General features: G+C 69.1%; 25 protein-coding genes. 11 read left to right on the plus strand and 14 right to left on the minus strand.

Annotated features, from left to right (window positions below; genetic code table 11):
- Positions 1-85 precede the first annotated feature (85 nt).
- Positions 86-2527, plus strand: a complete 2442-nt coding sequence (locus ACZ5Y9_RS10155) for a DNA gyrase/topoisomerase IV subunit A (protein WP_464471264.1) — start codon at positions 86-88, stop codon at positions 2525-2527.
- A gap of 12 nt (positions 2528-2539) precedes the next feature.
- Here ACZ5Y9_RS10155 and ACZ5Y9_RS10160 read toward each other — a convergent pair whose 3' ends face one another.
- The gene (locus tag ACZ5Y9_RS10160) at positions 2540-3358 is read right to left on the minus strand and encodes an alpha/beta fold hydrolase (protein ID WP_464471265.1); all 819 of its coding nucleotides are present in this window, start codon (positions 3356-3358) and stop codon (positions 2540-2542) included.
- Between ACZ5Y9_RS10160 and ACZ5Y9_RS10165 the strand changes: the two genes are divergently transcribed.
- Positions 3357-3611 (plus strand): hypothetical protein, encoded by a 255-nt coding sequence (locus tag ACZ5Y9_RS10165; protein WP_464471266.1) that lies wholly within the window; start codon positions 3357-3359, stop codon positions 3609-3611. The genes ACZ5Y9_RS10160 and ACZ5Y9_RS10165 overlap by 2 nt on opposite strands.
- Before the next feature lie 52 nt (positions 3612-3663).
- Complete coding sequence (locus tag ACZ5Y9_RS10170) at positions 3664-3900, plus strand: hypothetical protein (RefSeq protein WP_404596335.1); 237 nt, start codon at positions 3664-3666, stop codon at positions 3898-3900.
- Positions 3901-3922: 22 nt separating this feature from the next.
- On the opposite strand, the gene ACZ5Y9_RS10175 is transcribed toward ACZ5Y9_RS10170, so the two are convergent.
- Complete coding sequence (locus ACZ5Y9_RS10175; RefSeq protein ID WP_372491549.1) at positions 3923-6001, minus strand: DNA gyrase/topoisomerase IV subunit B; 2079 nt, start codon at positions 5999-6001, stop codon at positions 3923-3925.
- Positions 6002-6180: 179 nt separating this feature from the next.
- Here ACZ5Y9_RS10175 and ACZ5Y9_RS10180 point away from each other — a divergent pair, with 179 nt between their 5' ends.
- Complete coding sequence (locus tag ACZ5Y9_RS10180; RefSeq protein ID WP_247622365.1) at positions 6181-6399, plus strand: DUF7455 domain-containing protein; 219 nt, start codon at positions 6181-6183, stop codon at positions 6397-6399.
- Positions 6400-6478: 79 nt separating this feature from the next.
- On the opposite strand, the gene ACZ5Y9_RS10185 is transcribed toward ACZ5Y9_RS10180, so the two are convergent.
- Both ACZ5Y9_RS10185 and ACZ5Y9_RS10190 read right to left on the minus strand, forming a co-directional pair.
- A complete protein-coding gene (locus ACZ5Y9_RS10185) occupies positions 6479-7516 on the minus strand; it encodes an alanine racemase (RefSeq protein ID WP_247622364.1) in 1038 nt (345 codons plus the stop codon).
- Entirely contained in the window at positions 7513-8217 is a 705-nt protein-coding gene (locus ACZ5Y9_RS10190; RefSeq protein ID WP_247622363.1) for an alanine racemase C-terminal domain-containing protein, read from the minus strand. Before ACZ5Y9_RS10190 ends, ACZ5Y9_RS10185 begins: the two co-directional genes overlap by 4 nt.
- 84 nt (positions 8218-8301) lie before the next feature.
- Here ACZ5Y9_RS10190 and ACZ5Y9_RS10195 point away from each other — a divergent pair, with 84 nt between their 5' ends.
- Complete coding sequence (locus ACZ5Y9_RS10195) at positions 8302-9318, plus strand: sugar-transfer associated ATP-grasp domain-containing protein (RefSeq protein ID WP_247622362.1); 1017 nt, start codon at positions 8302-8304, stop codon at positions 9316-9318.
- Positions 9319-9385: 67 nt separating this feature from the next.
- Here the strand turns inward: ACZ5Y9_RS10195 and ACZ5Y9_RS10200 are convergent, their stop codons facing one another.
- From ACZ5Y9_RS10200 to ACZ5Y9_RS10210, 3 genes are all read right to left on the minus strand, one after another.
- Positions 9386-10078 carry a coenzyme F420-0:L-glutamate ligase gene (locus ACZ5Y9_RS10200; protein WP_464471267.1) on the minus strand — a complete coding sequence of 231 codons (693 nt, stop codon included), beginning with the start codon at positions 10076-10078 and terminating at the stop codon, positions 9386-9388.
- Positions 10078-11322, minus strand: a complete 1245-nt coding sequence (locus tag ACZ5Y9_RS10205) for an RNA polymerase sigma factor (RefSeq protein WP_404596332.1) — start codon at positions 11320-11322, stop codon at positions 10078-10080. The genes ACZ5Y9_RS10200 and ACZ5Y9_RS10205 overlap by 1 nt, the downstream gene beginning before the upstream one ends.
- A 168-nt stretch (positions 11323-11490) precedes the next feature.
- Positions 11491-12432: a proteasome assembly chaperone family protein gene (locus ACZ5Y9_RS10210; protein ID WP_247622359.1), complete on the minus strand. Its 942-nt coding sequence runs from the start codon at positions 12430-12432 to the stop codon at positions 11491-11493.
- Between the two features lie 114 nt (positions 12433-12546).
- Here ACZ5Y9_RS10210 and ACZ5Y9_RS10215 point away from each other — a divergent pair, with 114 nt between their 5' ends.
- The 3 genes from ACZ5Y9_RS10215 to sucB all read left to right on the plus strand — a co-directional run bounded on the left by ACZ5Y9_RS10215 (position 12547) and on the right by sucB (position 17242).
- Entirely contained in the window at positions 12547-14019 is a 1473-nt protein-coding gene (locus tag ACZ5Y9_RS10215) for a leucyl aminopeptidase (RefSeq protein ID WP_464471268.1), read from the plus strand.
- A gap of 1 nt (position 14020) precedes the next feature.
- Positions 14021-15394 (plus strand): dihydrolipoyl dehydrogenase, encoded by a 1374-nt coding sequence (lpdA, locus tag ACZ5Y9_RS10220; RefSeq protein WP_404596330.1) that lies wholly within the window; start codon positions 14021-14023, stop codon positions 15392-15394.
- A 69-nt stretch (positions 15395-15463) separates the two neighbouring features.
- Positions 15464-17242 carry a 2-oxoglutarate dehydrogenase, E2 component, dihydrolipoamide succinyltransferase gene (gene sucB / locus ACZ5Y9_RS10225; protein ID WP_464471269.1) on the plus strand — a complete coding sequence of 593 codons (1779 nt, stop codon included), beginning with the start codon at positions 15464-15466 and terminating at the stop codon, positions 17240-17242.
- Between the two features lie 11 nt (positions 17243-17253).
- Here the strand turns inward: sucB and ACZ5Y9_RS10230 are convergent, their stop codons facing one another.
- Positions 17254-18726, minus strand: a complete 1473-nt coding sequence (locus ACZ5Y9_RS10230) for a hypothetical protein (protein WP_464471270.1) — start codon at positions 18724-18726, stop codon at positions 17254-17256.
- Positions 18727-18895: 169 nt separating this feature from the next.
- On the opposite strand from ACZ5Y9_RS10230, the gene ACZ5Y9_RS10235 reads away from it, so the two are divergent.
- Complete coding sequence (locus ACZ5Y9_RS10235) at positions 18896-19603, plus strand: DUF4191 family protein (RefSeq protein WP_247622354.1); 708 nt, start codon at positions 18896-18898, stop codon at positions 19601-19603.
- 62 nt (positions 19604-19665) lie between these two features.
- On the opposite strand, the gene ACZ5Y9_RS10240 is transcribed toward ACZ5Y9_RS10235, so the two are convergent.
- Positions 19666-20853, minus strand: a complete 1188-nt coding sequence (locus tag ACZ5Y9_RS10240; RefSeq protein WP_247622353.1) for a RimK family alpha-L-glutamate ligase — start codon at positions 20851-20853, stop codon at positions 19666-19668.
- A 25-nt stretch (positions 20854-20878) separates the two neighbouring features.
- On the opposite strand from ACZ5Y9_RS10240, the gene ACZ5Y9_RS10245 reads away from it, so the two are divergent.
- Positions 20879-21358 carry an ATP-dependent zinc protease family protein gene (locus ACZ5Y9_RS10245; protein ID WP_282185356.1) on the plus strand — a complete coding sequence of 160 codons (480 nt, stop codon included), beginning with the start codon at positions 20879-20881 and terminating at the stop codon, positions 21356-21358.
- 4 nt (positions 21359-21362) lie between these two features.
- Here ACZ5Y9_RS10245 and ACZ5Y9_RS10250 read toward each other — a convergent pair whose 3' ends face one another.
- On the minus strand, positions 21363-21794 hold the full coding sequence (locus tag ACZ5Y9_RS10250; RefSeq protein WP_464471271.1) for an RDD family protein: 432 nt from the start codon (positions 21792-21794) through the stop codon (positions 21363-21365).
- A 143-nt stretch (positions 21795-21937) separates the two neighbouring features.
- Between ACZ5Y9_RS10250 and glnA the strand changes: the two genes are divergently transcribed.
- Complete coding sequence (gene glnA / locus ACZ5Y9_RS10255) at positions 21938-23362, plus strand: type I glutamate--ammonia ligase (RefSeq protein WP_464471272.1); 1425 nt, start codon at positions 21938-21940, stop codon at positions 23360-23362.
- A 67-nt stretch (positions 23363-23429) separates the two neighbouring features.
- Here the strand turns inward: glnA and glsA are convergent, their stop codons facing one another.
- Genes glsA through ACZ5Y9_RS10275 form a run of 4 tightly spaced genes read right to left on the minus strand, consistent with a single transcriptional unit; the run spans position 23430 to position 26542 of the window.
- Complete coding sequence (gene glsA / locus ACZ5Y9_RS10260; RefSeq protein ID WP_464471273.1) at positions 23430-24368, minus strand: glutaminase A; 939 nt, start codon at positions 24366-24368, stop codon at positions 23430-23432.
- Between the two features lie 33 nt (positions 24369-24401).
- Entirely contained in the window at positions 24402-24740 is a 339-nt protein-coding gene (locus tag ACZ5Y9_RS10265; protein ID WP_247622348.1) for a YciI family protein, read from the minus strand.
- 42 nt (positions 24741-24782) lie between these two features.
- On the minus strand, positions 24783-25478 hold the full coding sequence (locus tag ACZ5Y9_RS10270; protein WP_464471274.1) for an ABC transporter ATP-binding protein: 696 nt from the start codon (positions 25476-25478) through the stop codon (positions 24783-24785).
- Positions 25475-26542, minus strand: a complete 1068-nt coding sequence (locus ACZ5Y9_RS10275) for an ABC transporter permease (protein ID WP_464471275.1) — start codon at positions 26540-26542, stop codon at positions 25475-25477. Before ACZ5Y9_RS10275 ends, ACZ5Y9_RS10270 begins: the two co-directional genes overlap by 4 nt.
- Between the last annotated feature and the right edge of the window lie 46 nt (positions 26543-26588).

Below are 26588 nucleotides of genomic sequence, written 5' to 3' on the forward strand. Positions count from 1 at the left end.
CTCCGGGCTGACGCGGACTCGGACGGTAGCATGAGGGACACCCGAGCCAGTCTGACACAGGCTCCCGCACGCCCTCAGGAACCCCATGCCGAAAACGCCGCCGCCCGAGCCCGTCGAGGAGCGCATCCAGGACATCGATCTCTCCAGCGAGATGCAGGGGTCCTTCCTCGAGTACGCGTACTCCGTGATCTACTCGCGGGCCCTTCCCGACGCCCGCGACGGCCTCAAGCCGGTGCAGCGCCGAATCCTGTACCAGATGGCCGAGATGGGGCTGCGCCCCGACCGCGGACACGTCAAGAGCGCCCGTGTCGTCGGCGAGGTGATGGGAAAGCTGCATCCGCACGGTGACTCGGCGATCTACGACGCACTGGTGCGCCTCGCCCAGGACTTCGCCCTCCGCGTGCCGCTCGTCGACGGGCACGGCAACTTCGGCTCCCTGGACGACGGTCCCGCGGCCGCCCGCTACACGGAGGCGCGCCTCGCCGCTTCCGCCCTGGCCCTCACCGAGAACCTCGATGAAGACGTCGTCGACTTCGTCCCCAACTACGACGGCCAGTTCCAGCAGCCGGCCGTGCTGCCCGCCGCGTTCCCCAACCTCCTGGTCAACGGCGCGAGCGGTATCGCCGTGGGTATGGCGACCAACATGGCGCCGCACAACCTGATCGAGGTCGTGGCCGCCGCGACGCACCTGCTCGAGAACCCGGACGCGACGACCGAAGAGCTCATGGAGTACGTGCCGGGACCGGACTTCCCGTCCGGCGGAGTCCTCATGGGCCTCGACGGTGTGAAGGACGCCTACACGACCGGTCGCGGCGCGCTCAAGGTGCGCGGGAAGGTCTCGATCGAGCCCCTGGGCCCGCGTCGCACCGGCATCATCGTCTCGGAGCTGCCCTACATGGTCGGCCCCGAGCGGCTGATCGAGAAGATCCGCGATGCCGTCCAGGCCAAGAAGCTCCAGGGCATCAGCGACGTCACCGACCTCACCGACCGCAATCACGGCCTGCGCGTCGCGATCGGCATCAAGACCGGGTTCGATCCGAACGCCGTGCTCGAGCAGCTCTATCGCCTCACCCCGCTCGAGGACTCGTTCAACATCAACAACGTCGCCCTCGTCGGCGGCCAGCCCCGCACGCTCGGCCTCAAGGAGATGCTCAGCGTCTACGTGGCCCACCGGCTCGAGGTCATCACTCGCCGCAGCCGCTACCGTCTGGCCCGGCGCGAGGAGCGCCTGCACCTCGTCGAGGGCCTCCTGATCGCGATCCTCGACATCGACGAGGTCATCCAGGTCATCCGATCGTCCGACGACTCCGAGCAGGCCCGCACGAAGCTGCGCGACGTGTTCGATCTGAGCGAGCTCCAGGCCGAGTACATCCTCGAGCTTCGACTGCGTCGACTCACCAAGTTCTCGCGCATCGAACTCGAAGCCGAGCGCGACGCGCTCCTCGCCGACATCGCGGCGCTCCGCGAGCTCCTCGGCAGCGACGCGCTGCTGCGTCAGGCGGTCGCCACCGAACTCGACGCCGCCGCGGACGCCTACGGCACCCCCCGCCGCACGCTGCTCATGAACGCCGCACCGCCGAAGCCCCGCGCGACGAAGGGCGCCGTCGACCTGCAGATCGCGGATGCGCCGACCGTCCTCGTGCTGTCGACGACCGGGCGCGCGGTGCGGGTCGACCTCGTCGACGGGCAGGAGCTCACGGTTCCCGCGCGCCGCAGCAAGCACGATGCGATCCTCGCGACGGTCGAGACGACGGTGCGGGCGGAGATCGGCGCGCTGACGAGTGCCGGGCGCGTGGTGCGCTTCTCCCCCGTCGACCTGCCCTCGGTGCCGTCCAGCTCGGTGCAGCTCGCCGCAGGCACGCCGCTGCGCGACTACCTCGGGATCACGACCCGCGGGGAACGCATCCTCGGATTCGTTCGATTCGACAGCGAGACCCCGATCGCGCTGGGGACGGCGCAGGGAACGGTGAAGCGCATCGTCCCGACCTCGATTCCGGTGCGTCCGGACGTCGAGGTCATCGGGATGAAGGCCGGGGACTCCGTTGTGGGTGCCGCGGACGCACCCGACGACTCCGAGCTGGTGTTCATCACCACCGACGCCCAACTGCTGCGGTTCTCGGCCTCGGCCGTGCGCCCGCAAGGCGCCCCCGCAGGCGGCATGGCCGGCGTGAAGCTCGGGGCGGGAGCATCCGTGCTCTTCTTCGGCGTCGTCGGCGCGGGATCGGATGCCGTCGTAGCGACGGTCTCGGGCTCCGACAGCATCCTTCCCGGCACCGATGCGGGGCGCGCGAAGGTATCGTCGTTCGAGGAGTACCCGGCGAAGGGTCGCGCCACGGGCGGCGTGCGCGCGCACGCCTTCCTGAAGGGTGAGGACCGGCTGGCGGTGGCCTGGGTCGGGGCCAGCCCCGCGCAGGCCGTCGACCCCACCGGCGCCGTGCGGAAGCTGCCCGAGTCCGGAGCTCGACGCGACGCCTCGGGTCAGCCGACGGACGGTGTCATCGGCAGTATCGGACGCACGCTGGTCTGATCTCCACCGCGCTCATCGCATCGCGGCGACGAAGCGGTCCTCGGCGAGGATACCCAGGAGTGCGGCGGAGGTCTCGTCCGGCGCATCCCAGGTGACGACGTGTCCGGCGCCGGGAATGACGTACTCGGCGATCCCCTCGACATCCGCCCATCGCGGCATGGCTGCGGCGATGTTGCCCGTCCGATCCTCGGCCCCCCGAATCAGTCCGAGGGGCACCGGCGAGCGATAGGCCGGCTCGGGCGCGACCAGGGATACCGTCGCGCGCCAGACATCGAGGAAGACCGGCTTCGGCATCCGGGCGAACGTCTCCTCGGTGCGCGCGATCGCGGATGCCGACACGGCCGAGGCACGCGCCATCATCCCCGGCAATCGACGCGACGGCACCAGAGCGAGCATCGGAGCGGCGAGACGAAGGGCGAGGCGTTCGACACTCGACAGCGGTCCCGCGTTCCAACTCGCATCCATCACGACCACTCCGCTGACCCGGTCGGGCTGGGCAGCCGTGTACGCCTGGGCGAGGTTGCCGCCGAGCGAATGGCCGACGATGACGGCTCGGTCGATCCGGCGCTCCGCCAGCAGGGCCGCGATGTCGCCGAGCGCCGCGTCCGCCGAGAACCGCGCCCCCTCGTCGAGAGGGGACTCCCCATGCCCGCGGAGGTCCGCACGCAGCACACGCAGGCCGGCAGCCGTGAGAGCCTCCGCCTGCGCGTCGAACATGGTGTGGTCCAACCCGGCACCGTGCACGAGCAGCACCGGGTGCCCGTCTCCCCCGCCATCGGCGAAAGCGATCACGGCTCCGGGCCGGTCGAGACGTCGGTCGAGAGCGCTCATGCTCCGACCCTATGACGATCTCGGCGTCGATCGCCTCGCGCGACAGACGGTCGGAGGAGTCGATGATGAACTCCCGACGTGGAGCGACCTCCTTGCCCATCGACAGTCGGTGGCCTGGGTCGGGGCCAGCCCCGCGCAGGCCGTCGACCCCACCGGCGCCGTGCGGAAGCTGCCCGAGTCCGGAGCTCGACGCGACGCCTCGGGTCAGCCGACGGACGGTGTCATCGGCAGTATCGGACGCACGCTGGTCTGATCTCCACCGCGCTCATCGCATCGCGGCGCGGCCTCTCGGGTAGCCTCGGAGGGTGGGAAAGAAGATCGGACTCATTCTTGCGGGCAGCGTTCTCATCGGAGTCTTTCTCGCCTGGATGCTCGCCAAGGGAACGGACGAGGCTCAGGCGTGGATCGATCCGAATCCGTGGCTCGGCTTCGTTGCCTGGGGCCTCGCGTTGCTCTGCCTCCTCGGTGGTGCCGCATTGATCGCTCGCGTCGTGTTCCGCGCGGACGCAGATCGAACGGACGAGGTCGGCCCCTCTCGATGAGCCTTGCTCGCGGAAACGCGATCTAGGCGTCGATCGCCTCGCGCGACAGACGGTCGGAGGAGTCGATGATGAACTCGCGACGCGGAGCGACCTCGTTGCCCATCAACAGTTCGAAGACACGACCGGCGGCTTCGGCATCCTCCATGCGCACGCGTCGGAGCAGACGCCCCGAGCGGTCCATCGTGGTGTTCGCCAACTGCTCGGCATCCATCTCACCGAGACCCTTGTACCGCTGGATCGGCTCCTGCCAGCGCTTGCCGGCCTTGCGGAGCTTGGCCAGCAACGCGTGCATCTCCTGCTCGCTGTACGTGTAGATCGTCTCGTTCGGCTTGGAGCCCGGGTTCATGACCACGACACGGTGCAGCGGCGGCACTGCGGCGAACACACGCCCGTGCTCGATGAGCGGCCGCATGTAGCGGAAGAAGAGGGTGAGCAGCAGGGTGCGGATGTGGGCGCCGTCGACGTCGGCATCGCTCATCAGGATCACCTTGCCGTACCTCGCAGCGTCGATGTCGAAGCTGCGCCCCGAGCCGGCACCGATCACCTGGATGATCGATGCGCACTCCGCGTTCGACAGCATGTCGCCGATCGACGCCTTCTGCACGTTGAGGATCTTGCCGCGGATGGGGAGCAGCGCCTGGAACTCGCTGTTGCGTGCGTTCTTCGCCGTCCCCAGGGCCGAGTCGCCCTCGACGATGAAGAGTTCGCTGCGCTCGACCTCGTTCGTACGGCAATCGACGAGCTTGGTCGGCAGGGTCGACGACTCGAGAGCGTTCTTCCGACGCTGCGTCTCCTTGTGGGCGCGCGCCGAGACTCGGGCCTTCATCTCGGCGACGATCTTGTCGAGCAGCTGCGTCGCCTGACTCTTGTCGTCGCGCTTCGTCGAGCTGAAACGCGCCGCGAGATCCTTGCGGATCACCTGGGCCACGATCTGGCGCACGGCGGGCGTGCCGAGCACCTCCTTGGTCTGCCCCTCGAACTGCGGTTCGGGCACGTTGACCGTGAGCACGGCGGTGAGCCCGGCGAGCACGTCGTCCTTCTCGAGTTTGTCGTTGCCGACCTTGAGCCGACGGGCGTTCTGCTCCACCTGTGCGCGCAGCACCTTCAGCAGCTCCTGATCGAAGCCCTGCTGGTGCGTACCGCCCTTGGGCGTCGCGATGATGTTGACGAACGACCGGGTCGTGGTCTCGTAACCCGTCCCCCACCGCATCGCGATGTCGACCTTGCACACGCGCTCGACCTCGGTCGCCACCATGTGTCCGTCGGCCTGCAGCACGGGAACCGTCTCCTTGAAGGTCCCCTCGCCCTGCACGCGCCAGGTGTCGGTCACGGGCGGGTCGCTGGCGAGGTAGTCGACGAACTCCGAGATGCCGCCCTCGTAGTGGTAGCTCGTCTCGACGTTCTCCTCCGCGCGCTCGTCGCGCACGACGATCTCGAGCCCCGGCACGAGGAACGCGGTCTGCCGAGCGCGCGTCTCGAGGTCGCCGAGCTGGAAGGCGGCGTCCTTGGTGAAGATCTGACGGTCGGCCCAATAGCGGATACGCGTGCCCGTGACGCCTCGCGGAGCCTTGCCGACGACCCGCAGCTCGCTCTTCTGCTCGAACGGGGTGAAGGCCGCATCCGGTCGCTTGCCGTCGCGGTCGTCGAAGAGGCCCGGCTCGCCGCGGTGGAACGACATCGCGTAGGTCTTGCCGCCGCGATCGACTTCGACGTCGAGACGTTCGGAGAGCGCGTTCACGACGGAGGCTCCGACACCGTGCAGACCGCCGGAGGCCGCGTACGACCCTCCGCCGAACTTGCCACCGGCGTGCAGCTTGGTGAAGACGACTTCGACACCGGTCAGACCGGTGCGCGGCTCGACATCGACCGGGATGCCGCGGCCGTTGTCGTGCACCTCGACGCTACCGTCCGGGTGCAGGATGACATCGATCTTCGCGCCGTTGCCGGCGACGGCTTCGTCGACGGCGTTGTCGATGATCTCCCAGAGGCAGTGCATGAGCCCGGGCGATCCGTTCGAGCCGATGTACATACCGGGACGCTTGCGGACAGCCTCGAGGCCTTCGAGCACCTGGAGATGATGGGCGGAATACTCGGCGGTCACAATCTCCGATTCTATGTTCGAATACCCCGCACGGCCCGCCGACACTCCCCGGACCGGCCCACCGCGTGCCGCGCGCGTACGCGGTGAGCGAAACACGCCGTGATCCGGGCATGCTCCCACCCACTCCGTGGTTGTATTGAGCACGCTCCCCAGCGAACCCGAATCGAGGAGGCACCGAGATGAACGCAACGACCGAACGTGAGACCTCCGTGGTCGAGTTCCGCCTGACCGCAGCAGACCGCTGCGACTCGTGCGGCGCGCAGGCCTACATCGCAGCCGAGGTCAACGGCTCCGAGCTCCTGTTCTGCGCCCACCACGGACGCAAGTACGAAGAGAAGCTCCGCGCCATCGCAACGAGCTGGCACGATGAGACCGCGCGTCTCGTCGAGGCCGTCTGACCCCGACTCCACGAAGGCCCTCCCGCGGTGACGCGTCGAGGGCCTTCTGCATACCCTCCCGCGGTTCCGCGTCTCGGCGTCAGACGACGACGCGGCGCACGCGCGCGGTCAGCCGGGTGAGGATCTCCTCGCCCACGGTGTCGATCCGCTCGGCGAGAGTCGTCGCGGACGACTCCCCCCACTCGCCCGCTCCGAAGACGCGCACGACGTCGCCCACCGCAGCGCCCGGCCACCCGGCGACGACGCTCCGGGTGTGATCGATGCGGCGCAGCTCCCGCGCCCCCTGCGGTGTGCCGACGGCGACCCCCGCGAGCGTCGAGGGGATGCCGTCGAAGCTCCCGATCGCGACGACCGCATCGCCGTCGACGACGTCGACCACCGAGGCGGTCAGCGTCGCGACCGGACGGATGCCGTCGAGCTCGGGGCCGTCGGCCGAGCGGACCCCGTAGCAGAACGCGCCGATGCGCGACAGCGTGCCGCGCAGTTCGGGCCGCCACCACGAGGCCGCAGACGCCGTCAGATGGAGGAAGGTCGGAGCGGCACCGGTGTCGCCCACCTGCCGCACGGCCTCGAGGAAGACCGCCTGAGCCTCGTCGTCCTCGGCATCGCTCGCTTCGGCGATGTGGCTCCAGATGCCGACGAGTTCCAGCACGCCTGCCGCCTCGGCCGCCCGCGCGGTGGCGACGGCATCCGCCCAGTCCTCCGGCAGGATGCCGTTGCGATGCAGCCCGCTGTCGATCTTGAGGTGCACGCGCGCACGCACCTCGATCGCCGTCGCCCGGGCGATCACCCGGTCGAGGTAGTCCGCCGTGCCGATGCCCAGATCGACATCGTGCAGCAGCGCCTCGTCGATCTCCGCGTCGGTGGACGTGACCCAGGCGAAGATACGCGCGCCGCCGCCCGCGACCCGCCGCACATCGATGGCGCTGCGCACGTCGAAGCTGCCGATCCAGGTCACGCCGGACTCGATCGCCGTCTCGACCGCCCAGGGCAGCCCATGGCCGTACGCGTCGTCCTTCACGACGATCATGAGCTCGGACGGCGCGATGCGCCGCTGCACCGCCGCGATGTTGGCGCGCAGAACGTTTCCGTCGAGCCGCAGTTCGGGACGCGTCACGCCTCCCACCCCCGATCCGCGTGGATGCCGGCGACGGTGATCAGCTCGGGCATCGTGAGCCCGGTGACCTCCGCCCATCGCGCCAGTCCGGGGGCAGCGGGACCCGTGCCGCCGAAGTAGGTTGCCTCGGTTCCGACCGCGGCATCCGCCCCGCCGAGGTCGACCACGCAGACATCCATCGCGACACGCCCGACGATCGGTCGTTCGCGTCCGTCGATCTCGACGGACGCGCGGTTGCCGAGCGCCCGCATGATCCCCTGGGCGTAGCCGCCCGTGATCAGCGCCACCGTGGTGTCGCTCTCGGCCCGGAACGTGTAGCCGTACGACACCGCATCGCCTGCCCGCAGGCGCTTGGTCGAGAGCACGAGACCGTGCAGGCGCATCACCGCGCGCACCGGCATCACGCCGTCGCGATCGGGAAGGCCGTAGAGCAGTGTCGAGTCGATATCGGCCTCGCCGTCGAGCGTCGCCGCGATTCCCTCGAGAGCGAGCGCCTCGAGCACACCCGGCGAATCGACGAGCACGCGCTCGGCGCCGACCGCCGTCACCGCGTGCGCGACCGCCAGCACGCCGTGCCCCCAGGCATCGCGTCGCAGGTCGGCGACGTGCCCGCCCGCGTGGAGCGCGGCGGCAGCGCCGGAGGCCAGAGCGGAGCGGGAGATCATCGCCCGCGGCCGGGCACTCGAAGTCGTCTCACGCACGGTTTCCAGCCTATCGGTGTCTCCCAGGAGACGATCGGTGCCCACCGTAGACTGGGGAGAACCCCCTCTCACCTTCGGAGTCACATGTCACGTCTTTCCCTCGCGCCCCGCATCCGCTACCTGATCGGACGCGCACGACGCATCGACGTCGGATCGGTCGTCGAACGCGCGAAAGAGGCGTCGGAGCAGCACCACAAGGCCGTGCCCGCGATCGTCGTCGACATGCTCTGGTCGGCAGCACGGCACAACGTCGGGTTCCAGGACTACATCGACTACGACTTCGCGATGCTGACCCGCGCGGAGCGCGAGACGTACATGACCCACCCCGTCTCCAACCAGCTCTCGCAGCGCTACGACCACCCGGACTTCCGATGGATCTTCCAGGACAAGGTCGAGTTCGACAAGCACTTCTCCGCCCACCTGCACCGGGAGTGGCTGGTGGTCGAGGAGGGCAACGCCGACGCCGTGCGCGAACTCACGCAGCGTCTCGGCACGATCGTCACCAAGGAGCCGGTCGGCCAGGCCGGCACCGGTGTGCACCGCTACCACGCGGCCGACATCGAGGACTGGGACGAGTTCCACCGCGGACTCCTCAACAGGGGCGAACTCCTCATCGAAGAGGTCATCCGCCAGCACGACGCCCTCGCCGCGGTCTGCCCCGGCACCGTCAACACCACGCGGATCACGGCGTTCTTCGACGGCGAGAAGGCGCACATCCTCGCGATGGCGCAGAAGTTCGGCCGCGGGGCGGTCAGCGACCAGATGACCTTCGGCGGCTTCTACACGATGCTCGACGAGAACGGCCACGCCGTGGGCGCCGGCTACGACTCGCACGGCCATGTGCACGAGACGCACCCCGACTCGGGCTTCCGGATCGCCGACTTCCAGCTCCCCTACATGGACGAGGTGCGCGCCTTCATCGATCAGGTCGCGCGCGTCGTCCCGCAGGTGCAGTACGTGGGCTGGGACATCGTCGTCTCCCCCGACGGCCCCGTGCTCGTCGAGGGCAACTGGGGTGCCGGCGTGTACGAGAACAAGCCGAGCGTCACCGGCATCCGCACCGGACACAAGCCGCGCTACCGCGAGGTCATCGGCTTCTGAGACGCAGACGAAAGGGCCCCGGATGCCGAAGCATCCGGGGCCCTTTCCGTGTCGTTCTCGCGACCGGTCAGATCTCGCGGACGATGCCCAACGGAGTGGACTCCAGGCCCTGGCCGAGCGGGTTGTCGCCGAGGATCTTGACGAGCCGACGTTCGCCGTCCTTGTCGAGGGTCGATCCGAGGATGTTCCCGCCGATGTCGTTGATGTCGACGACGGCGACCTCCGCCGTGCCGCCCAGCAGCGTCTTGAGGCGTGCAGCGACCTCTCGCGGGTTCTTCGGCCCGAGCACGACCGCCTGGTTGTAGGGCGGGATCGTGTGCTTGGTGGGGCCGTCGATCGCGCGCGCCTTGTCGCCGGCGATGCGGTAGAAGTCACCGCGTCGGCCGAACGCCTTCGTCACTGCGGACACCGCGGCGGCGAAGAGGATGCGCGGGGTTCCGCATTCGCGCAGTGCCATCTCCATCGTCTCCGGCATGCCGAGTCCGATCCCGTAGGGGGTGCGGGTGACGTACTTCGACAGGAAGAGTGCGAGCTTGCGCGGCTGGATCTCGTCGAGGCGGTACGAGCGCCCCTGCGTGATCGCCACGATCTTCTCGGTGACGAAGAGCAGATCACCCGGCTGCACGGCGGACGCCGCGTACTCCGTGATGACCTGATCGATGTCGTCGTCCGGCATCACGACGCGCGTGTGCAGCGGAATGCGCGCGAACGTCTTCCCGTCGACGCTGGTCTCGAGCGCCTTGCCCTCGTTCGCCTGCATCACTCGAGGTAGTCCCGCAGCGACTGCGAGCGGCTCGGGTGGCGCAGCTTCGCCATCGTCTTGGACTCGATCTGACGGATGCGCTCACGCGTCACGCCGAAGGTGTCGCCGATCTGGTCGAGCGTCTTGGGCTGACCGTCGCCGAGGCCGAAGCGCATGCGGATGACACCCGCCTCACGCTCGGACAGCGAGTCGAGCAGCTGCTCCAGCTGACGCTGCAGCATCGTGAAGCCCACCGCGTCGGCGGGGACCACGGCCTCGGTGTCCTCGATGAGGTCACCGAACTCGCTGTCGCCGTCTTCACCCAGCGGGGTGTGCAGCGAGATGGGCTCGCGCCCGTACTTCTGCACCTCGACGACCTTCTCGGGCGTCATGTCGAGTTCGCGGCTGAGCTCTTCGGGGGTGGGTTCGCGTCCGAGATCCTGCAGCATCTGGCGCTGGACGCGGGCGAGCTTGTTGATGACCTCGACCATGTGCACCGGGATGCGGATGGTGCGGGCCTGGTCGGCCATGGCACGGGTGATCGCCTGACGGATCCACCAGGTGGCGTACGTCGAGAACTTGAAGCCCTTGGTGTAGTCGAACTTCTCGACCGCGCGGATGAGACCCAGGTTGCCCTCTTGGATGAGATCCAGGAACTGCATGCCGCGGCCGGTGTAGCGCTTGGCGAGCGAGACGACGAGACGGAGGTTGGCGCCGAGCAAGTGGCTCTTCGCGCGCTGACCGTCGCGGGCGACCCACTGCAGGTCGAGTCCGAGCTGGCTCGTCTTCTCGGCAGCGGTCATCGCCGACAGCTTCTCTTCGGCGAAGAGACCCGCCTCGATGCGCATCGCGAGCTCGACCTCTTCGGCCGCGTTCAGCAGCGCGACCTTTCCGATCTGCTTGAGGTAATCCTTGACAGGGTCGGCCGTCGCACCGGTGATCTGCGTCGAGTAGACCGGGACGTCCTCGTCGTCGTTCGACGAGATGACGATCGCGCCGGTCGGCAGCGGCTCGGTGAACTTCGGCTTGCTGTCGTCGTCGTCCTCGTCGTCGCCCGAGGCATCGTCGTTCGCGGCGGTGGGGGCCTCGTCTTCTTCGACGACGTCGTCCGCCTTCTTCTTCTTGACCGGAGCGCGCTTCGCGGCCGCGCGCTTGGCGGCGGTCTTCGGAGCAGCCTTCTCTTCGACCTCGGCCTTCACGTCGAGGTCGGCGTCGTCGGCAGTCTTCTTCGTCCGGGATTTGTTGGTCGTGGCAGGAGTCACGTTTCGCCTTTCACGGAGCGGCAGAGCCCCTCCGGGACATTTCGGACACTAGTAAGACCCTTGTCAAGTCCGCTCCCCGGAAGGAACGATTGACAACGGGTCAGACACCCAGTATCGCACACGCAGAAGGATGCGGGTGCATTCGCGCCGAGATCGTCGCGTCGAACGTCACCCGCGCCCCGACTTGTCGTCGTCTCCCGACGGCCGAGAGGCGAGGTAGCGCTCGAGTTCGGCGGCGAGCTCGTCGGCGCTGGGGAGGTCGCGCTCGTTGAAGCCGCCCTCGTCGTAGCTGCCGTCCTCGGGGTTGCGGCCGGCCATGTAGGCGTCGTAGCGACGCTCGAGGTTGTGCACCATCTGCTGCAGTTCCTCGTTGCCGATCACCTGCTCGTCGATCTTGGCGAGGTAGTCCTCGCGGCGTTCCTGGATCTCGTCGAGCATGAGCACGAGCCCGGTCGACGCCATGAGCTTCTCGGCCGCCGCGATCACGGCGTTCGGGTTCTCGGTCTCGGCGAGGTAGTGCGGCACGAGCAGCACGAACCCGACGGCGCGATCGCCGCGCTCCGCGAAACGGAACTCCAGGAGGTGGCCGGCCGTCGCCGGCACCTGGGTGCGCGGGCGCCACACCGAGTGCACGACGCTGAGGTCTCGACGGTTGCCGCTGACGGTGGTTCCGATCGGGCGCGTGTGCGGTACCGGCATCGCGATCGAGTGCACCCAGTTCAGTCCGGAGACCTCGAACTCTGTGGCGAGGTCGAGCACCGTGCGGGCGAAGGCGTTCCATGCGAAGTCGGGCTCGTATCCGGCGAGCAGCAGGAACGGCTGCCCGAGGGCGTCGGTCGCGAGGGAGAGCTCGAGCTTGGCGGGGCGGAACTGCGTCAGGTGATCCTGATCGAACGAGATCACCGGACGGCGGGCGCGGTAGTCGAGCAGCACGTCGTTGTCGAACACCACGACGGGCTGCGGGTCGGCGGTCTCGCGGAGGTGCTCGATGAGTCCGGAGACGGCGTTGCCCGCATCGGTGAAGCCGGTCAGCAGCATGACCAGCGGAAGTCCGGGCGGCACCGCCGGAGCGTTCGCGACTCGTTCGTGGATCTCACCGGAGAAGGGCATTCCTCCATGCTACGAGCACGGCGGCGCGCAGGGGCTGGCGGGGTCTTGCTGAGAGCGAACACACCCCCGCCCGTCCGCGCCCGCGCCGCCTGCAGCTTGCCTAGGATGGAGGACATGACGCTTCCCGTGCTCTCGCACACCCCCGATCAGTTCCCCGGAAGCGCTGCTGATGCCGCAGTGCTCATCGTGCCCGATCTCGCCGATGCGGCGACGTCGCTCGAGTCGTATCCCGGACTCGCCGAGGCCCTCGCGGCGGTGGGCTTCACCGGTTCGGCGTCCGCCTTCGTACGGGTGCACGCCCCCGAGGTGACGAGCCTGCCGTTCGCCGTGGTCGGCATCGGAGCCACCCCGTCGGCCGAAGCCGTGCGGAACGCCGCGGGCGCCGCCCTGCGTTCGCTGACCGGGTTCGAAACGGTCTCGCTGGCGCTGGCACCCGGCCTGGAGGAGTACGCCGAGGCGGCGGCGGAAGGCGCCGTTCTGGGCGGCCACCGCTTCGACGGCTACCGCTCCAAGAAGCCCGCCGTCCGGGCCTCCGCCGTCGTCCTGCACGGTGCGCTCGACGACGCGTCGGTCGCCCGGATCCAGGCCACGGGCGATGCCGTGGCGCTGGTCAAGGATCTCGTGAACGTCCCGGCCGAGTGGCAGAGCCCGGCCGATCTCGCCCAGAGCGCGGTCGACAGCGTCGCCGACCTCGACGTCACCGTCGAGATCCTCGACGAGTCGGCTCTGACGGAGCAGGGCTACGGCGGCATCCTGGGCGTCGGACAGGGGTCCGACCGCCCGCCGCGCCTCGTGCGCCTCGACTACTCCCCCGCCGGCGCGACGCAGCACATCGCCCTGGTCGGCAAGGGCATCACCTTCGACACGGGCGGCCTCTCGCTGAAGCCCGCGGCATCGATGGTCGGGATGAAGTTCGACATGGCGGGTGCCGCTACCAGCCTCGCGGCGCTCCGCGCGATCGCGACGCTGGAGCTCCCCGTGCGGGTCACCGCGTGGCTCTGCATCGCCGACAATATGCCCTCCGGCCGGGCGACGCGCCCCGGTGACGTGCTGCGGATGCTCGACGGCACCACGGTCGAGGTGCTCAACACGGACGCCGAGGGACGCCTGGTCATGGCCGACGGGCTCGTCGCCGCGAGCCGGGAGAACCCCGACGTGATCATCGACGTCGCCACCCTCACCGGTGCGATCGTCATGGCTCTCGGGCACCGCCACACCGGCGTCATGGGCGACGACGACGCCGTGACCCGATTCCTCGCGGCGGCCGCGTCCGTCGACGAGCCGGCCTGGCGGATGCCGCTGCCGGACTACATGGAGGATTCCCTCGACTCGCCCATCGCCGATCTCATCAATGCGAACATGAGCGACCGCGCGGCGGGCGCCTCGTTCGCGGGGCTGTTCCTCCGTCGATTCGTCGGACGCGTCTCCGACGATGCGGACGCTCCGCGCATCCCCTGGGTGCACCTCGACATCGCCGGTTCCGGCGAGAACGGCAGCGCGCCGTTCGGATTCACCGAGAAGGGCCCGACCGGGGCGATGGTCCGGTCGATCGTCGCCTTCGCGGCCGCATCGGCACAGGAGGCCTGACATGACGACGCACACCTTCGACATCGTGGTCCTGGGCGGCGGCAGCGGCGGCTATGCGGCCGCGCTGCGCGCGAGCGAGCTCGGCAAGTCCGTCGCCCTGATCGAGAAGGACAAGGTCGGCGGCACCTGCCTGCACCGCGGATGCATCCCGACCAAGGCGCTGCTGCACGCCGCCGAGGTTGCGGAGCACGTGCGTGACGCGGCCGCAGTCGGTGTGACGGCGTCGTTCGACGGAATCGACACCGCGGGCGTCCGCGCCTACCGTGAAGGCATCGTCGCGAAGAAGTTCAAGGGCCTCGAAGGCCTCGTCAAGGCCCGGGGCATCACGACCGTGGCGGGCACGGGGCGGCTGAACGCCGATCGCAGCGTGAGCGTCGGGGACGATGTCTACGTCGGCGCTGACGTCGTTCTCGCGACGGGCTCGTACAGCCGCACGCTCCCCGGGCTCGAGATCGGCGGGCGCATCCTCACGAGCGAGCACGCACTCGCCCTCGATGAGGTTCCGAAGAGCGTTCTCATCCTCGGCGGTGGCGTCATCGGCGTCGAGTTCGCGAGCGTGTGGCGCTCGTTCGGCGCCGACGTGACCATCATCGAAGCTCTGCCCCATCTCGTCCCGAACGAGGACATCGCGATGAGCAAGGGTCTCGAGCGTGCGTTCCGGCGCCGCGGGATCCAGTACTCGCTCGGCATCCGCTTCCAGACCGCGACCCAGGACGACGCCTCCGTGACCGTGACCCTCGAGGACGGCAAGGAGTTCACCGCGGATTACCTGCTCGTCGCGGTCGGCCGCGGCCCGGTGACCGCCGATCTCGGCTTCGAAGAAGCCGGTGTGGTGCTCGACCGCGGATTCGTCACCGTCGACCACGACCTGCGCACCGGCGTTCCGGGGGTGTGGGCCGTCGGCGACATCGTGCCGGGCCTGCAGCTCGCGCACCGCGGATTCCAGCAGGGAATCGCGGTCGCGGAGCGGATCGCAGGCCTGTCACCCGTGAACGTTCCCGACAGCCAGATCCCCAAGGTCACCTACTCCAGCCCCGAGGTCGCCTCGGTGGGCGTGACGGAGGAGGCCGCGATCGCCGAGCACGGTGCGGATGGGATCGTCTCGTACGAGTACAACCTCGCCGGCAACGGCAAGAGCGAGATCATCGGCACCGGCGGCCTGGTCAAGGTCGTGCGCCGAAAGGACGGGCCCGTCCTCGGCGTGCACCTGCTGGGAGATCGCGTCGGCGAGCTGATCACCGAGGGCCAGCTGGCCGTCGCGTGGGAGGCCCACCCCGAGGACATCGCTCCCCTCATCCACGCGCATCCGACGCAGAGCGAAGCGCTCGGAGAAGCCTTCCTCGCCCTCGCGGGCAAACCCCTGCACGCCCTCTGAACACCAACCGGTGCCCAGGGTCACTAAGCTAGACAAGCGTTTGAACAACTTTCTGAAGGAGACTCCGTCATGAGCACATCCGTTATCCTCCCCCCGCTCGGAGAGAGCGTTACAGAGGGTACGGTCACCCGCTGGCTCAAGCAGGTGGGTGACACTGTGCAGGCGGACGAGGGCCTGCTCGAGATCTCGACCGACAAGGTCGACACCGAGATCCCCTCGCCGGTCACCGGCGTGATCGAGGAGATTCTGGTCGCCGAGGACGAGACCGTCGAGGTCGGCGCCCTGCTCGCCCGCATCGGCGACGGCAGCGCGTCCGCACCGGCGGACGACGCCCCCGAAGCCGCAGCTCCCGCTGCCGAGGCCGCTCCGGCCGAGGCCGCCGCTCCCGCCGCAGAGCCCGCTCCTGCCGCGGAGGCCGCTCCGGCCGCAGAGGCCGCTCCCGCCGCCGCTGCTCCGGCCGGCGACGCCAAGGACATCGTCCTGCCCGAACTCGGCGAGAGCGTGACCGAAGGCACCGTCACCCGCTGGCTGAAGCAGGTCGGCGACGAGGTCGCCGTCGATGAGGCCCTTCTCGAGATCTCGACCGACAAGGTCGACACCGAGATCCCGTCGCCCGTCGCCGGTGTTCTGCAGGAGATCCTCGCCGCAGAGGACGAGACGATCTCTGTCGGTGCCGTGCTCGCCCGCATCGGATCGGGCGCCGCTCCCACCGCTGCGCCGGCCGCACCCGAGGCCGCCGCTCCCGCACCCGAGGCCGCCGCCCCGGCGCCCGCGGCTGCACCGGCACCGGCCGCTGCCCCCGCACCTGCTGCCGCTCCGGCACCTGCTGCCGCTCCGGCACCTGCTGCCGCTCCGGCACCTGCTGCCGCTCCGGCACCTGCTGCCGCTCCGGCACCGGCGGCCGCTCCGGCACCGGCTGCGGCCCCGGCTCCGGCCGCCGAGAACGACAACCTGTACGTCACCCCGCTGGTGCGCCGCCTGGCTTCGCAGCAGGGTGTCGACCTCGCCTCCGTGACCGGCACCGGCGTCGGCGGACGTATCCGCAAGGAAGACGTGCTGAAGGCCGCCGAGTCGGTCGGCTCCGCTCCGGCCGCCGCGGCTCCCGCCGCACCCGCTCCTCTGGAGGTGTCGCCGCTGCGCGGCACGACCCAGCCCATGTCGCGCCTGCGCAAGGTGCTGGCGGAGCGCGCTGTCGCCTCGATGCAGCAGACGGCGCAGCTGACCACCGTCGTGGAGGTCGACGTCACGGCTCTCGCGGATTACCGCGACAGCGTGAAGGCGTCGTTCCTGCAGAAGACCGGTGACAAGCTCTCGTTCCTGCCGTTCTTCGCCCTGGCCGCCGCTGAGGCGCTGCGCGCCTTCCCGATCGTGAACTCCACGGTCGACGGCGACCAGATCGTGTACCCGGCGACCGAGAACCTCTCGATCGCCGTCGACACCGAGCGTGGCCTGTTGACCCCGGTTCTGCGCGACGCCGCGTCGAAGAACATCGCGGAGATCGCGCACGAGATCGCCGATCTCGCCGCCCGCACGCGCGACAACAAGCTGAAGCCCGACGAGCTCGCCGGCGGCACGTTCACGCTGACGAACACCGGTTCGCGCGGCGCGCTCTTCGACACCCCCGTCGTCTTCCTGCCGCAGTCGGCGATCCTCGGAACGGGAACGGTCGTCAAGCGCCCCGGCCTGGTCAAGGTCGGCGGTTCGGACGCGATCGCGATCCGCTCGTACGTGTACCTCGCGCTCTCGTACGACCACCGCATCATCGATGGCGCGGACGCAGCCCGCTTCCTCGGTGCGGTGAAGGCTCGCCTCGAGTCGGCGCAGTTCGCCGCTCAGCTCGGAGCCTGACGACCGACGCCTCATGATGGCTGGTCCGCGACGTCGTACACGTCGCGGACCAGCCATTTCTCGTTCATCCGCACGAGGACGAGAATGCGCGGTGCCGCCGGAGACTCCGCACGGATCACCGCGACGTCACCGTACTCGTCGACGGGAGAGATGGCGGGTTCGGTGCCGGCGATCTCGCCCAGCTCCACGACATCGACCGTCGATCCCTCGGCGATCACGTCCGGACACGATGAGGCCCCGGCTTCGGCGCAGGAGGCTGCTCCGATGAGCAGCGATGCAGCCGCCGTAACCGCCGTCTCGTCGGACGCGGGGGTAGTCGTTCCGAGATCCTCGGCCGCCGGCGTCGGGCTCGGAGACCCCGCCGTCTCGTCTGCGGTCGCCGGCTCCGTGGCCGTCGCGCTCTCGGGCGCCGTCCGAGACGGAGCGCCGTGCCCTTCGGCAGCCTCCCCCGACTCGCCGCCGGGCCACAGCAGGCCGCCCGCCAGCACCGCGACCGCCGCCGCAGCGGCGATCAGAAGGCTCCGACGACGTGAGCGGGGCCCGACCCGCTCGTCGGTTCGATTCCGTGTGCCACTCGCTGACGGAGAGGCCGAGCGTCCGGCCAAGGACTGCGGGTCCCGATCCGGTAGCGCACGAGCGACGCGCCGCACCGCCTCCGCGACGCTCCCCCGGAGCGCTCCGAGCGCCTCACCGACGAGGCTGGGCCGCTCCGCCCTTCTCGCCCGACGCGACTCCACCGATCCGGTCCACGCGATTCCTCGGCGCCCCAGTGCCTGCCGCTCGCTCGGACGGGCGTTCGCCGCTCGGGCGACGTCTCGCGCGCGCTCGGGCGTGAGCACGTCGCACCGCAACGGGCGCGGTGACGCGATCTGCAGGAGAGCCTCCTCCCACTCCTCGATCCGACGTTGTGGTACGCGTGGCTGCGCCTCACCCAGATGCAGCCCCATCTGCACCTGGGCGAGGACGCGCCCCATTCCCCTGTCGCGGCACCCCTCCGCGACGAGCTCGACCACACGCGCCGCGCCCGCGCACGCGGCCTCCCCCTCCCCGACGACGAACACGGGGCGTCCCTCCCCGGTGACCCACCAGGTGCCGCTCTCGCGTGCCCCCGGCTCCCCGAGTTCGTCGATCCCCCGCAGCACGCTCGCCACGAGCGTGCTGCACTCCCCCAGCGACAGATGCTCGTCGACGACGTGTCGACGAGCGAGAAGGCTCGTCACCCTCTCCGTGCACCACGGCAGCAGCACGTCGTGCCCGTCGCGACGCCGCACGACGTCGAGCGGTGCGGCGACGTGCTCGGCGCCGGCGAAAGCCCAGCCGGCCCATCCCGCCAGCGCCCCGGCATCCACCTGCACCGCCACGCCCTCCCCACGGGTGACGAGCAGTCCGCCGAACGGAGTCTCCGCCGCGTCGAGCGAGCGGACGACCCGGTGCGCATCCGGCACGAGCGGTGGCGTCGGGGTGCCGGCTGCGTCATCTGTCATGTCCCCATGACAGCGCACTGCCAGGGGCACGACAGCGGGAAACGGGCTGATGGGGATGGATCCGCACGATCCGTGCTCTGTGCAGGAGCGGTCGACGCCCTGACGATCGCGCTCCGCTCGGCGCGAACGACGGCATCAGCGGCACCGGGGACTCGGTAGGCTTGTCCCTATGGCAAAGACTCCCGAACCCGAGAAGCGTCCTGGGTTCTTCTCCCAGATCAAGTCCCTCTTCAGGTTCACCAAGGAGGCGTACCCCTGGCTGCCCTGGGCGCAGCTCGCGATCCTCATCGGCGGCATCCTCATCGGACTCGTCGTCGGGTACCTGATCCCCCCGCTGCAGTGGTGGACTCTTCTGCTCTGGGGCATCACCGGACTCATGCTCGGCGTCCTCGCCGCGATGTTCCTCATGACGCGCCTGTCGACCTCGGCGATGTACACGAAGATCGACGGCATGCCCGGCGCCACCGGCCACGTCATCAGCACCAGCCTCGGACGCCGCTGGCAGGCATCCGACACCCCGGTCGGCATCAACCCCAAGACCCAGGAGGCCGTCTACCGCGCGGTCGGCCGCGGCGGCATCGTCGTCGTCGGCGAGGGCGCGCGCGGACGCCTCACCCGTCTGATCAACGAGGAGCGCAGCAAGGCCCAGCGCGTCGCCAACGGCGTGCCCGTCACGGTGCTCTACGTCGGACACGGCGATGACGAGGTCGCGATCTCCGACCTCGCCAAGACGATCAAGAAGATCCCGAAGGCGATCGACAAGGCCACGATGGCCGCCGTCATCCGCCGCATCGAGTCGGTGTCGCAGTCGCTGTCGTCGCTGCCGATTCCGAAGGGGATCGACCCGACCAAGGTGCGCGCCCAGCGTCCGCGCTGAGCGCCGACAGCCGAAGAAAGACGAAGCGCGGCCGTTCCCCTCGGGGGACGGCCGCGCTTCTCTCACTCCGAGAGGGGCTGGCGAGGCAGGCGCCGCACCTTGGCGCGCCGGCGGCGACGCTCGGGCACCATCGAGCGCATCTCGTCGAGCTTCCCGAAGCAGAACAGCCGGTCATCGGCCTCGAGCACGACGTGCTTGCGCGGGTTGGGGATCACCGTCACCCCGCGGTGCAGCGTCAGCACCGTGATGTCGCGCTCCCACAGACCCGCCTCGCCGAGCGTCTTGCCCACGAGGTCGACGGCACCGTGCACCATGAGCTCGGCGACGCCGTACCCGGTCGAGACCGTGAGACGCTGACGCACATCGATCTCGGGGAACGCGACCTGGCCGGCGATGTAGTCGATGATCGCTCCCGCGACGTCGAGCTTGGTCGCCGTCTCGATGCCCTGAAGACCCGGCGAGGAGTTCACCTCCATCACGAGAGGGCCGTCATCACCCTCGAGCATGTCGACGCCGGCGACCCGCAGGCCCATGATCTGAGCAGACCGGACGGCGGCGCGCTCGTACACCGGATCGAGCTCGACCGCCTCGACCGATCCGCCGCGGTGCACGTTCGATCGGAACTCGTCGCCGGCCGCCGAACGTCGCATCGCCGCGACGACGCGATCGCCGACGACGAGCGCGCGGATGTCGCGGCCCCGGCTCTCGGCGATGAACTTCTGGATCAGCACGTTCTGCTTCGTGGAGTGCAGCGTCTCGATGATCGCCTCCGCCACCTTGACCTGCGGGGCGAGGATCACGCCGATCCCCTGCGTGCCCTCCAGGAGCTTGATGACGACGGGAGCCCCGCCGACGCGCTCGATGGCCGGGCGCACGTCGGCGCGGTTGCGCACGAAGGCGGTGGGCGGCATGGCGATGTTGTGCCGCGACAGGATCTGGTTCGCGCGCAGCTTGTCACGGGCGCTCGAGATTCCGTTGGCGGTGTTCGGCGTGTAGACGTCCATCTGCTCGAACTGCCGCACCACGGCGGTGCCGAAGTACGTGATCGAGTTGCCGATGCGGGGCAGGATCGCGTCGTAATCGCTGAGCTGACGCCCCCGATAGTGCAGGTCGGGTTCGTCCGCGGTGAGGTCGATCGCGAAGCGCAACGTGTTCAGCACCTTGACGTTGTGCCCGCGCTGGAGCGCGGCGGCACGGAGGCGCTGGGTGGAGTACGCCTGGGGCGCACGGGAGAGCACTGCGAGCTTCACGAAGATTTCCTGCCAGGATGGTCGGGTGACGAAGACATCCCATTCAAACACTCTTACGGGGTGGCGAGAATGGGTGAGCCTGCCCGATCTCGGCGTGGACTGGATCAAGGCCAAGATCGACACCGGCGCACGTACTTCATCGCTCCACGCGTTCGACATCCACGAGTTCGATCAGGACGGCGCGCCGTGGGTCAGATTCAAGGTCAAGCCCTGGCAGGACAGTCAGGCGGATGCCGTCGTCGTCGAGTCCCCCGTGCACGACCGTCGCGCGGTGCGCAGCTCCTCCGGCCACGCGCAGGAGCGCCTCGTGGTGGAGCTCCTCATCCGCCTGGTCGACCGCGAGGTGCTGGCGGAGGTCACGCTGAGCAACCGCGACGAGATGGGCTTCCGCATGCTCATCGGCCGGGAGGCGCTCCGTCAGGGATTCTCGGTCGACCCCGCGCGATCGTTCCTCGGGGGCCGGGCGCCGCGTGAGGCCCGTCGCCGAAACCGCGGCAGGATCTGACCGCTCAGGTGCGGATCAGCACCGTGCCCACGACCTTGTCGTGGAGTCCGCGCTGGTCGGTATCGAAGATCACCGCGGGGATCACGACGATGAGCAGCAGCGTGCGCACGATCGGTCGCCACAGGCCCACCCAGCCGCCGTCGAGGCGCACCACGCGCATCCCGAGGATGCGGTGCCCGGGGCTTCCTCCCGCCGTGGGGATGAAGAGGATCTGCAGCAGGGCGAACACGGCCATCGGGCCGAACTGGCTGAGTCCCGCCTCGGCGGGCAGGGCGAACTGGTCGAAACCGAGGAACGCGGTGGCGATGATCGTCGCCGCGACGTAATCGATCAGGAGCGCTCCGATGCGTCGTCCGAGGCGACCGACGCTCCCCGTGCCCGACGCGGGCAGTCCGAGGCGTTCACCGGGGTAAGCGTTCACAGCATCCGTCACCATCCCAGCCTACCGAGGGCCGATATGCGCTCCGACCGGCGAGGCGCTGTAACACGCCCGAAACAAAGTCGATACCGTGGAGAAATCCCCCGACCGTACTCTGCGAGTGGCCCCGAAGCCATCGATCCGTCTTACAGGAGTCGTACATGTTCAAAGATTCGTCCGAGGTTCTGAGCTACATCAAGGAGAACGACGTCAAGTTCCTTGACATCCGTTTCACCGATCTCCCCGGTGTGCAGCAGCACTTCAACATTCCTGCATCGACGGTCGACGAGGCGTTCTTCACCGAGGGGCAGCTGTTCGACGGCTCCTCGATCCGCGGCTTCGCCAGCATCCACGAGTCCGACATGCAGCTCATCCCCGATGTCACCACCGCGTACATCGACCCCTTCCGCGAGGCGAGCACCCTCGTGATGATCTTCGACATCTACAACCCGCGCACGGGTGAGATCTACTCGAAGGACCCGCGTCAGGTCGCCAAGAAGGCCGAGAAGTACCTCGCCTCCACCGGCATCGCCGACACCGCGTTCTTCGCCCCCGAGGCCGAGTTCTACATCTTCGACGACGTGCGCTACTCCGTCACCGCCGGTGAGAGCTTCTACAAGGTCGACTCCGAAGAGGCCGCGTGGAACACCGGTCGCGAGGAAGAGGGAGGAAACCTCGCCAACAAGACCCCGTACAAGGGCGGCTACTTCCCCGTCAGCCCGGTCGACAAGACGGCCGATCTGCGCGACGACATCACGCTCAAGCTGATCGACGCCGGCTTCATCCTCGAGCGCTCGCACCACGAGGTGGGCACCGCGGGTCAGCAGGAGATCAACTACCGCTTCGACACGATGGTGCACGCGGCCGACGACATCCTGAAGTTCAAGTACATCGTCAAGAACACCGCCAACGAGTGGGGCAAGGTCGCGACCTTCATGCCCAAGCCGCTCTACGGCGACAACGGCTCCGGCATGCACACGCACCAGTCGCTCTGGAACGACGGCAAGCCGCTGTTCTACGACGAGGCGGGCTACGGCCAGCTCAGCGACATCGCGCGCTGGTACATCGGTGGCATCCTGGCGCACGCGCCGGCCCTGCTCGCCTTCACCAACCCGACGCTGAACAGCTACCACCGTCTGGTCAAGGGCTTCGAGGCGCCGGTCAACCTGGTCTACTCGGCCGGCAACCGCTCCGCCGCGATCCGCATCCCGATCACCGGCTCCAACCCCAAGGCCAAGCGCATCGAGTTCCGCGCGCCGGACGCCTCGGGCAACCCGTACCTGGCCTTCGCCGCGCAGCTCATGGCCGGCCTCGACGGCATCAAGAACCGCACCGAGCCGCACGAGCCCGTCGACAAGGACCTCTACGAGCTTCCGCCCGAGGAGGCCAAGGGCATCCCGCAGGTGCCGAACTCGCTGCTCGACTCGCTCGACGCTCTCGCGGCCGACCACCAGTTCCTCCTCGAGGGCGGCGTGTTCACCAAGGAGCTCATCGAGACCTGGATCTCGTACAAGCACGAGAACGAGATCCTCCCGATGGCGCAGCGCCCGCACCCGTTCGAATACGAGCTGTACTTCGGCGTCTGATCCCGGATCGAGAAGAGCGCCCCACCGGCTTCGGCCGGGCGGGGCGCTCTTTCGTTCTGCAGCGGCGTCACCCGCGCGGCATCGCGAACGCGTGGAGGCCGAGCTCCCGGCTCAGGACCTCGCTCACGTGATGTCCGCGCACGCTGGTCCCCTGCTCGTCGAGTGGCGGACTCACCACGGCCGCTCCCAGCGCCGCCGGCACCGCGAGGACGATCGCGCCGGACACGCTCGACTTCGCCGGCACACCGACCTGGCGCATCCACCTCCCCGACCCGTCGTACACGCCGCAGGTCGCCATGACCGAGACGACGTCGCGTGCCACGTCCGCCCCCACGACCTCGACGCCGGTGAGGGGGTTCCGCCCTCCGGCGGCGAGCGTGGCGCCCATGGCCGCCAGGTCGCGCGCGTCGACGAGAACGGCGCACGCGCGGGCGTAGACGGCGACCGCCTCGTCGGCGCCGACCTGCAGCGTGCCCTCCGAGCGCATCAGGTGAGCGAGCGCGTGATTGCGATCACCGAGCAGGTGCTCGCTCTCGGCGACGCTCTCGGAGACGCTCAGGTCACGACCCGCGAAAGCCGACAGTCCCGCGAGGATCCGTCGACTCCTGGCGGCGGCATCCGCGCCGTCCACCAGCGCCGAGGTGAGCAGCGCCCCGGCGTTGACCATCGGGTTGGGCGGGCGGCCGGTGCCGCTCTCCAGCTTGATCGCGTCGAAGGCCTCCCCCGTCGGCTCGATGCCCAGACGGTCGAGAGCCGCGGGTCCATGGTCCTGGAGCGCCAGGGCGAAGAGGAACGGCTTGACGGCGGATTGGATGCTGATCTGCACGTCGGCCTGAGCGGTCGCCCTCGTCTCGCCGTCGAGCGTGAGGAGCGCGATGCCCAGCAGGTCGGGGTCGGCATCGGCGAGTTCCGGGATGCTGTCGTCGACGGCGCCCCCTCGCTCGCGCAGCGCCCGGTCGCGCACGCCGTCGAGATCGTAGGAGAGGGGATCGACCGCGGAGTTCATGGTCCCAGCCTGTCACGCCCGGGCCGAGGCTGGTCAGCTCGCCGGGTCGTACCCGAACTCCCGGAGCTCCTGAGGGCACCGGCATGCGTGCGCGACGCGCGACGCCCAGTCGACGGCATCCGCTCGCGTGGGCAGCTCGAGGACGAGGAATCCTCCGGTGATCCGCGACCCGGGGTACGTCTCGTCGCTCACGGCACCGCGACCGGTCACGAGCACCGGAGCCACGTCCTCGTCGATCCCGCCGCCGAAGACGTAGACGCCCGCGGCCTTGGCCTCGTCGATCACGGCGTGCGAGGTCTCGACGACTTCCGGGAACTCCTCCTCCGTCAGATCCATCGCTTCGGCGGGGAACGAGATCAGGTACTTGGTCATGCTCCGATGGTGCGTCGCGGGACGGGAGTGCGCAAGAGCCAGTCAGCGCGTGACCGCGGCCGGGTGATCGATACGTCCGTCGACGAGCTGGACCACGGAGTGCATCCGTGGCAGATGGACGAGATCGTGGGTGACGAGCAGCGTCGACGTGCGCCGCTCGTCGGTCAGACGCAGCAGGAGGTCGATGATGCTCGCGCCGCGCTCCTGGTCGAGTGCGCTGGTCGGTTCGTCGATGAGGAGCACGCTCGGTTCGTTCATCAGCGCACGCGCGATGTTCACGCGCTGACGCTGTCCTCCCGAGAGCTGGTGCGGACGCTTGTCGAGGTGCTCCGCGAGGCCGACATCCCTGAGGAGCGATTCGGCACGTCGGGTCGCGGCCGCACGGCGTCGCCGCGAACGATCGCCACCGAGCTCGTTCATGACCACGAGTTGCTCGTGAGCGGTCAGGGACGGGAGAAGATTCGATTGCTGGAAGACGATCCCGATGGACGTGCGGCGCAGTTCGGACGCCCGATCTGCCGTCAGGGTCGTGGCATCGACGCCGTCGATCACGACACGACCGGAGTCCGGCCGGATCAGCGTGGCCGCGACCGCCAGCAGGCTCGACTTGCCCGAGCCGCTCGGCCCGGTGATCGCCGTCACCTCGCCCGGGGACGACGAGAGCGTGACGTGGTCGACGGCGGTGATGCGATCACTTCCGTCTGGGAAGGTGAGGGTGATGTCTTCGAGGCGGATCATCGGTTGCTCCCAAGTGCGGTGAGGGGGTCGGCGGAGGTGACGGAACGGAGGGCGAACGCGGCGCCGGCGAGACCGAGAACGATCATGAGCACGGCCGGAAGCACGGTGGTGAGCGGACTCAGGAGGAACGGCAGCGCGGCACCCGCAAGAGCCCCGAGGATCGACACGACGCCGATCCCGGCGCCGATGCCCACCACGAGCACCAGCGCCGCCTGTCCGAGCGCATCGCGCACGAGCACCGAGGTGCGGGCGCCGAGGGCCTTCAGGATCGCGATGTCGGGTGTGCGCTGCATCGTCCACACGGTGAAGAACGCGCCGATGACCAGCGCCGAGATGCCGAAGAGCATCGCGACCATGAGGAGCAGGGACCCGATCTCCGAACGGAAGGCGCTCAGCGCCGTCAGAGAGCCGACGATGGTCGTCGATCGAGTGCCGATCCGGCTGTCCGCCGCGTCCCACTCGGGTGAACCGGTGACCGCGAGCACCGTGGCGAAGGCATCCGGATCACCGGTCGCTTCCGCGTACGCCTGCCAATCCGCGAGGGTCATCCGCACGACGGGCGTGTGACTGTACCAGTCGTCTCCCCCGATACCCACGACCGTGTACGCGGTGCCCGCGATCGTTACCGGGTCGCCGAGGTGCGCGCCGAGCTCGTCCGCTGCGGGACGCGAGAGCACGAGCTCTCCGGAGGCGACCGGCGACTGCGGTGCGAAGTCGGGCTGCACGCCGAAGACGGCGATCGATGCGACGGTGTCTTCCGACTCCGCTCTGGTCTGACTGATGCCGAGGGGGTGCACGGATTCGACACCGGCGGTGGATTCCCACTCGGATGCCTGCTCCGCGGTCACTCGTGACTCGGCGAAGCTCGGGCCGTCGTCGGCACCGGGATCGACGAAGACCAAGCGGTCCCCGGGGATGCCGACCACGGCGGAGATGTTCTGGACCGCGAGGCCGCCGGTCAGTCCGCTGAGGAATCCGACCAGGACGGTGATGAGCGCGACGACGGTGCCGATCAGGACGAATCGTCCGCGGGCGAAGCGCAGGTCGCGGAGGGCGATGTACATGCGGGGTTCCTCTCCTGTCGTCGGAATGACGACGCTTCCACTCTCC

It is taken from the genome of Microbacterium sp. T3-8 (assembly GCF_055398145.1).